Here is a 6,621-nt window from a genome sequence, read left to right as displayed (position 1 = left end):
TGGATCAGCAATAAAAATCAGCTGACCAGCGGCATGAAGGATTTTTATCAGCGTACCGGCGTGCAGCCCTATCTATATATTCTGCGCGATTACAACGGCAGCACGACACCGAGCACCACACAGCTTCAGCAGTTCGCCGAGCAGGAATATGATAAACTGTTCACGGACGAAGGACATTTTCTGTTGGTGTTCTGTGATACCGGCAGCGGCAGCTACAATTGCGGCTATGCTGTCGGCTCGCAGGCCAAGACGATTATGGACAGCGAAGCAGTCAGTGTGCTGGCGGATTATTTGGATCGCTATTACAGCAGCAATATGGAAGATGAAGAGTTTTTCTCGACCGTCTTCCAAAAGACCGGCGAGCGCATTATGACGGTGACGAAATCGCAGGCACCGATGGTGATTATCGTCATTGTCATCGCAGGCGCGGTTGTCGCTGTAGTATTTTTGCTGTACCGCTGGCGGGAAAAGGCACGACAGGAAAAACGCCGCCGCGACAAAGAGATGGAAGATATTTTGCAGACGCCGCTGGAACAGTTCGGCAACGAAGATGAAGCGGAAAATCTCGCGAAAAAATACGAGAAAAAGAACAAAAAGTAATTTCTCGAACGGATTTAGGAGGAAATTATGGGTATTCTTTCACGATTTGGAGATATTGTGCAGGCAAATGTCAATGCTGTGCTCGACAAAATGGAAGATCCGTCCAAGATGATTGACCAGTATCTGCGCGAACTCAATGAAAATCTCGCAGAGGTCAAAAAAGAGACTGCCGGTGTGATGGCAGAGGAGACACGCACCAGACGTTTGATGGAAGAAAATCAGGCAGAAGTTGCGCGATATGAAAATCTCGCCAAGCAGGCACTGCTGGCAGGCAATGAAGGCGATGCCAAGGTATTTCTGGCAAAGAAACAGCAGTTGGAAAGCGCAGGCGCAGGACTTGTTGATGCCTATACTGCTGCACATGAAAATGCAGTCAAAATGCGCCAGATGCATGATAAGCTCGTCAGTGATATTGAAACGCTCAAATCTCGCCGCGCGATGATTAAGGCAAAGGTTTCTGTGGCAAAGACACAGGAACGCATGAATAAAATCACATCCAATGCGGACAAGGCGCGCGGTGCCATGGGCGCGTTTGACCGAATGGAGGACAAGGCAAACCGAATGCTCGATGAAGCCAATGCGATGGCGGAGCTGAATACCGAACCGGTAGATGAAGCCAAAGCACTGGAAGAGAAATACAGCAAAGGTGCAGCGGATTCCGCGGTAGATGCGGAGCTGGAAGCACTGAAAAAGTCCATGGGACTGTAAAAAATACAGAAAAAGCACTAGAACCGATTTTCGGAACTAGTGCTTTTGTTTTGCACACAATCTATATGTTGCTTTACGCCGAGGCAGAGAGGAGATAATACACACCGTCTACATATATGTAATACGAATCGGTGAGCTGCAAATCACGGGGCATACCGTCCGCCTCAAATACCAGATGCGCGGTTGCGCTGGTTCCGGCGGGAATTGAACCGGTATATTGCAAGTCCATGTCCGATTCCAGCAGCGGCGTGCCGAGACGGCTAATAGAATCCATGGTCACACGGCCGCTAAATAAGGTGCCGAGCGGCAAATCGGTATCGCTGTTGTTTTGAATGGTCAGGACGACGTCGAATAGATTACCGCCGCCGATCAGCTGCACAGAAGTATCTCCGCCTGCGCTTGTCACAGGCTCGATAGAAGAAACGAGCTTGGCGGATTCAACGGTGAGCATCGCGCCGCTTTGCGTTTTCACTGCACCGCCGATGGGCAGCGTGCGCTCTGCGACAGCGAGTTTTGGGAATGATACGCGGTAAATATCTTCCGCGGATGGCAGCATAAAGGCGACATCCAAGGTACTGGCATCGACATCCTCCGGCAGAATGATGGCATAGTGGACGCGGGCGGTTTTCCCGCTTTCCAGTTTGTCTGCGTCAATCAGCTCTGTGCTGTCTTTGGATTCTGTAAAGGACATGTAATCACTGTATACAGTGCCATCGGTGATGGCATAGAAAAACAGATCGTCTCCGAGATCCAGCGCTTTGTCGCTGGTATTTTTGATGTCTGCGGTGCAGTCCAGATATACAGAGTCCTTGTTGACGTCTTGTTCTTTTCCTGTGCCGTCTTCCGTGTAGTACGCGGCATAGGAACCGTCCTTGTCTGTGGTCAGCGGTGCATAGACAGCGTCGGACAAGGTGATAGAGCGAACTGTCAGCGTCAAAGCATCATCTTTCAGCGGCTTGTCCACGGCAAAAGCAATGCCGGTGTCTGAGGAGAGCAGCTTGTCTGAAACCTGTGCGGCAAAATCCCCACTTCCGCAGCCGGTCAGACCGGTCAACAGGCAGAGAGCCAGCAGTCCGGCGGTCAGTTTCTTTTTCATAAAAATACCCCTTTAAGTTGTTTTGTTCATTGTAACATGAACAGCATACAAAGAACAAGATACGGGTATGCTGAGGGTAGAAAAAAATCAGGCCTTCTCCGAAGAGAAAGCCTGATAAAAAATTCTTCAGTAAGGAAGGATTACTCAGCGTCAACCTTAGCCATGTGCTGCAGCAGCATCAGCAGCTTGTTGGAGTAGCCCCACTCGTTGTCGTACCAGGAAATTACCTTTACGAAGTTGTCGGTCAGGTAAACGCCAGCGGTAGCGTCGAAGATAGAGGTGCGAGCATCGCCCAGGAAGTCAGAAGATACAACTGCATCCTCGGTGTAGCCCAGAACGCCCTTCAGGCCGCCCTCTTCGATCGGAGTCTCAGAAGCCTTCTTCATAGCAGCGCAGATGTCTTCCTTGGAAGCCGGCTTAACCAGGTTAGCGGTCAGGTCAACAACAGATACGTCCAGGGTCGGAACACGCATGGAGATACCGGTCAGCTTGCCGTTCAGCTTCGGATAAACCTTGCCTACTGCCTTTGCAGCGCCAGTGGAAGACGGGATGATGTTGCCGGAAGCAGCACGGCCGCCGCGCCAGTCCTTCTTGGACGGGCCGTCAACAGTCTTCTGGGTGCCGGTGGTGGAATGAACGGTGGTCATCAGGCCTTCCTTGATGCCGAATGCCTCGTCCAGAACCTTAGCGATCGGAGCCAGGCAGTTGGTGGTGCAGGAAGCGTTGGAAACGAACTGCATGTCCTTGGTGTAAACGTTCTGGTTTACGCCGTATACGAACATCGGAGTGGAATCCTTGGACGGAGCGGACATGATAACCTTCTTAGCGCCAGCCTCGATGTGGCCCTTAGCAGCTTCCTGAGTCAGGAAGAAACCAGTGGACTCTACAACGTACTCTACGCCGATCTCGCCCCACGGAATCTGCTCCGGCTTGAACTCAGCGAATACCTTGATCTCCTTACCGTTTACGATGATGGAGTTGTCGGTGTAAGAAATGTCACCGGTGTACTGGCCATGCATGGTGTCGTAACGCAGCATGTAAGCCATGTAGTCCGGAGTCATGCCCGGGTCGTTGATGCCCAGGAACTCAATGTTTTCGTTGTCCAGACCAGCACGGAAAACCATACGGCCGATGCGGCCAAAGCCGTTGATACCTACTTTGATACCCATAGTAGAAATATCCTCCTTATTGAATATAAAATCCTGTTTTACTGGAACGAATTCATTATACACGGAAAAAAACATTTCCGCAATGACAGATTTGTATAAAATGCGGCGAAAAATAAAAATAATTTCATATCTCATGTTCAGAACACTATAATTTCTGCTATAATGTGGGAAAAATGACTGTCACATATTGACGAAAATCGGAAAGAGAGGGGCGATTGCAATGGAAAAGGACACAGAGCAGGAGCACATTCTATCCAATAGAGAGGGCGAAACATGCTTTCTCGAACAACCAACGGAAGTTTTACAGGCAATTTGCCTTGGGCTGGGGGGCGAACAGCGCCCTGCCGTATATGTTTCGCGCGAGTTAATGGTACTGGCACGAAACAAGGCATTCAAGCAGCAGTTTGTCGATGCCGTGTTTTATTCGGTCGAGAACGTGCTGTCTCTGGAAATCCGCGATCTGATTCGGCAGTGCATCGCAGAGCATGTCGAACAAGAGCAAATGGTGTTTGTGGACGGCAAACAGTGGGATCTGCGCATTGTGCCGGTTGTCGGCGGCGGTGCCGTGCTGGTGTTTGCGGCGGTGCAGCGGCAGGCTGTCGGCGTGACGGCGGCGACGGCTGATCTGCGGGATCGCGCGGCGAATCTGATTCTTCAGGCAAATCAGCTGGATCATCTGGAGCAGCCGGAGATTGCGGCGGAAATTCGGCGGGAAGCCTACCGGATCCTGAGAAGCATTGGACATCTGGAGCTGCTGTCCGGCGCGCCGGAAGAAATGATGTGGGGCACATACCGTCTGTCCTGCTTGATAGAGGAGATACGCCGCCAGTTGGAACGGCAGCACATCGATAATATTGAAATCGTTTTGCCGCAGCATGACGCAGAAATAGAGGTTGATGCTCATCTGCTGCGCGCTGCGCTGATGTCGCTGTTTTCCAACAGCCTGCGCCATGGCGGCGAGCAGGTGCATGTCCGCCTGTCGGCGGAAGTGACGGATAAAAGCGTGACATTCCGCGTAGACGATGACGGTGTCGGCATTTCGGACGCCGCAATGCAGCGCATGAACAGCACGTGGGAGTTACAGGATGCCCTGCCGGGCGGATGGGGACTGGGCGTTCCCTATGTGCGCCGCATTGCCATGATGCATCGCGGCCTGCTGGTCTATGTGCGTACAGCAGAAGCCGGTACCCATGCGCGGCTGCGCATTCCGCTGCGGCGGGAAGATCCGGAGGTGCTGAAGAGCAATGATATTTATCAGCGCGTTCTTTCCAACTCCATCAGCGAGGCGGACATTGAACTGTCTGTGGTGCTGGATGCGCCGCATTTTCGCCGAGACTGACAAAAAAACCACGAACCCGCAGGAGCTGGCATCAGCTCCTGCATTTTTTTGGAAAAAATGACGGATTTGCGCGAAAAAACAAAAGTCTGTACAAACGAACTCGGAAAAAGGGGTGAAATTTGTGCATTTGTTGTTGCGGCTGTCTAATTTAAGACAAATTGTCCCTCGGCTGACGGAGGTAGTATGACCGGAATTGCAGAAAACGATGCACGAGAAAAACAAAAATTCACGAAAAAATCGAAAAATACATGAAGTGAGCGCAGACTAACACCGGAAACGCAAAAAAACTTGTTGATTTGTGTTATTTTTTTTGCAAAATTCCTTGCGTTTCTGGCGGGAATGACGGTATAATCTAAAGTATAAAATTGTGCTCGAAGAAAACGAGCGCAGCGGGATCGGCGGCGCAGCCGCAGGAGCCGCGCATCATGTCTGTCAGCATCTGCCAGAGCAACTGTTTCAGCAGGAGGCTTGCAAATTCTGCGAGGAACCAGTTCCGTGTGCAGGTGCAGATTTTTCATGAGCGCACTCTGAAAACTGCCTGACGATCTTGAGAACACGCGAGATGGCCGTGCCTGATTTTGCGGGGGGACGGCTGTTCCGCAGTACAAGTATTTGTCTGCCGTGCGGCTGATGGAAGCCGCACAAAATGAACAGAGAGGTGAATCCATAATGGCGTACACGTTTCGTGGCGGTATCCATCCTGGCACTAAAAATGATCCGGGGTTTAAGGCCGCAACAAACAAAAAGCCGATCGAAGTCCTGAAGGCACCTGATAAGGTCATTCTTCCGGTTTCGATGCACATTGGCGCACCGGCAAAGCCGCTGGTGAAGAAGGGTGACATCGTAAACATGGGTCAGATGATCGCTGAAGCAGGCGGTTTCGTCAGCGCTCCGGTTCACGCATCGGTTTCCGGTAAGGTCGTAGACGTTGCTCCGATGCTGCATCAGAATGGCTCGAAGGTACTGTCGATTGTGATCGAGAATGACCATGAGGACAGACTGGACGAGTCTGTCAAGCCGAAGGATTTTGAGGCAATGTCCAATGATGAGCGCATCCAGGCAATCTGGGACGCAGGTATCGTTGGTCACGGCGGCGCAACCTTCCCGACACACGTAAAGATCAAGTCCGGTATCGGCAAGTGCGATACCATCCTGATTAACGGTGCGGAATGTGAGCCGTACATCACATCCGACCATCGTCTTCTTCTGGAGCGTCCGGAGGAGATCGTAGAGGGCGTTCGTTATCTGGTAAAGATCATGGGCGTCAAGAAGGCCTACATCGGTATCGAGCTGAACAAGCAGGATACATTTGCAGGCATTGAGAAGCTGATCGCAGGTGACCCGGTCATCGAGCTGGCTCCGCTGGAGTGCCGCTACCCGCAGGGCGCCGAGAAGCAGCTGATTAACGCAGTCACAGGCCGCGAAGTTCCGTCCGGTAAGCTGCCGGCAGACGCAGGCTGTGCTGTATTCAATGTAGACACCGCCGGTGCGGTATACCGCTGCTTTGCCAAGGGTATGCCGGTTATCCGCCGCGTTGTTACCATTTCTGGTTCCGCTATCGCTGAGCCGAAGAACCTGGAAGCACGCACCGGCACCCTGATTACCGAGCTGATCGACGCTTGCGGCGGCTTCAAGGCTGCTCCGAACAAGCTGCTGGCTGGCGGCCCGATGATGGGTAACGCACAGTTCACCACCGACGTTCCGGTACT

General features: G+C 52.0%; 6 protein-coding genes. 4 read left to right on the top strand and 2 right to left on the bottom strand.

The window, feature by feature from the left end:
• Positions 1 to 600: hypothetical protein (locus tag ACR0P9_RS05875; protein WP_432618213.1), on the top strand; the 600-nt coding region annotated here is incomplete at its 5' end.
• Between the two features lie 27 nt (positions 601 to 627).
• A complete protein-coding gene (locus ACR0P9_RS05870) occupies positions 628 to 1,308 on the top strand; it encodes a PspA/IM30 family protein (RefSeq protein WP_432618211.1) in 681 nt (226 codons plus the stop codon).
• 73 nt (positions 1,309 to 1,381) lie between these two features.
• Here the strand turns inward: ACR0P9_RS05870 and ACR0P9_RS05865 are convergent, their stop codons facing one another.
• Together ACR0P9_RS05865 and gap are read right to left on the bottom strand one after the other, a co-directional pair.
• Positions 1,382 to 2,404 carry a hypothetical protein gene (locus ACR0P9_RS05865; RefSeq protein WP_432618209.1) on the bottom strand — a complete coding sequence of 341 codons (1,023 nt, stop codon included), beginning with the start codon at positions 2,402 to 2,404 and terminating at the stop codon, positions 1,382 to 1,384.
• Positions 2,405 to 2,544: 140 nt separating this feature from the next.
• The gene (gene gap / locus ACR0P9_RS05860; RefSeq protein ID WP_216470166.1) at positions 2,545 to 3,573 is read right to left on the bottom strand and encodes a type I glyceraldehyde-3-phosphate dehydrogenase; all 1,029 of its coding nucleotides are present in this window, start codon (positions 3,571 to 3,573) and stop codon (positions 2,545 to 2,547) included.
• Between the two features lie 220 nt (positions 3,574 to 3,793).
• Here gap and ACR0P9_RS05855 point away from each other — a divergent pair, with 220 nt between their 5' ends.
• Positions 3,794 to 4,912 carry a sensor histidine kinase gene (locus ACR0P9_RS05855; RefSeq protein ID WP_432618206.1) on the top strand — a complete coding sequence of 373 codons (1,119 nt, stop codon included), beginning with the start codon at positions 3,794 to 3,796 and terminating at the stop codon, positions 4,910 to 4,912.
• A 669-nt stretch (positions 4,913 to 5,581) separates the two neighbouring features.
• On the top strand, positions 5,582 to 6,621 hold a 1,040-nt coding region (locus ACR0P9_RS05850; RefSeq protein ID WP_432618204.1), incomplete at its 3' end, for an RnfABCDGE type electron transport complex subunit C.

It is taken from the genome of Butyricicoccus sp. (assembly GCF_050872565.1).
Taxonomy (GTDB): domain Bacteria; phylum Bacillota; class Clostridia; order Oscillospirales; family Butyricicoccaceae; genus Butyricicoccus_A.
This window is presented reverse-complemented; position numbering and strand designations above follow the sequence as displayed.

What these genes read in the sequence shown, in the direction of transcription:
- gap (WP_216470166.1), bottom strand. Translation starts at nt 3,573, where the DNA reads ATGGGTATCAAAGTAGGTATCAACGGCTTTGGCCGCATCGGCCGTATG.
- ACR0P9_RS05865 (WP_432618209.1), bottom strand. Translation starts at nt 2,404, where the DNA reads ATGAAAAAGAAACTGACCGCCGGACTGCTGGCTCTCTGCCTGTTGACC.
- ACR0P9_RS05870 (WP_432618211.1), top strand. Translation starts at nt 628, where the DNA reads ATGGGTATTCTTTCACGATTTGGAGATATTGTGCAGGCAAATGTCAAT.
- ACR0P9_RS05855 (WP_432618206.1), top strand. Translation starts at nt 3,794, where the DNA reads ATGGAAAAGGACACAGAGCAGGAGCACATTCTATCCAATAGAGAGGGC.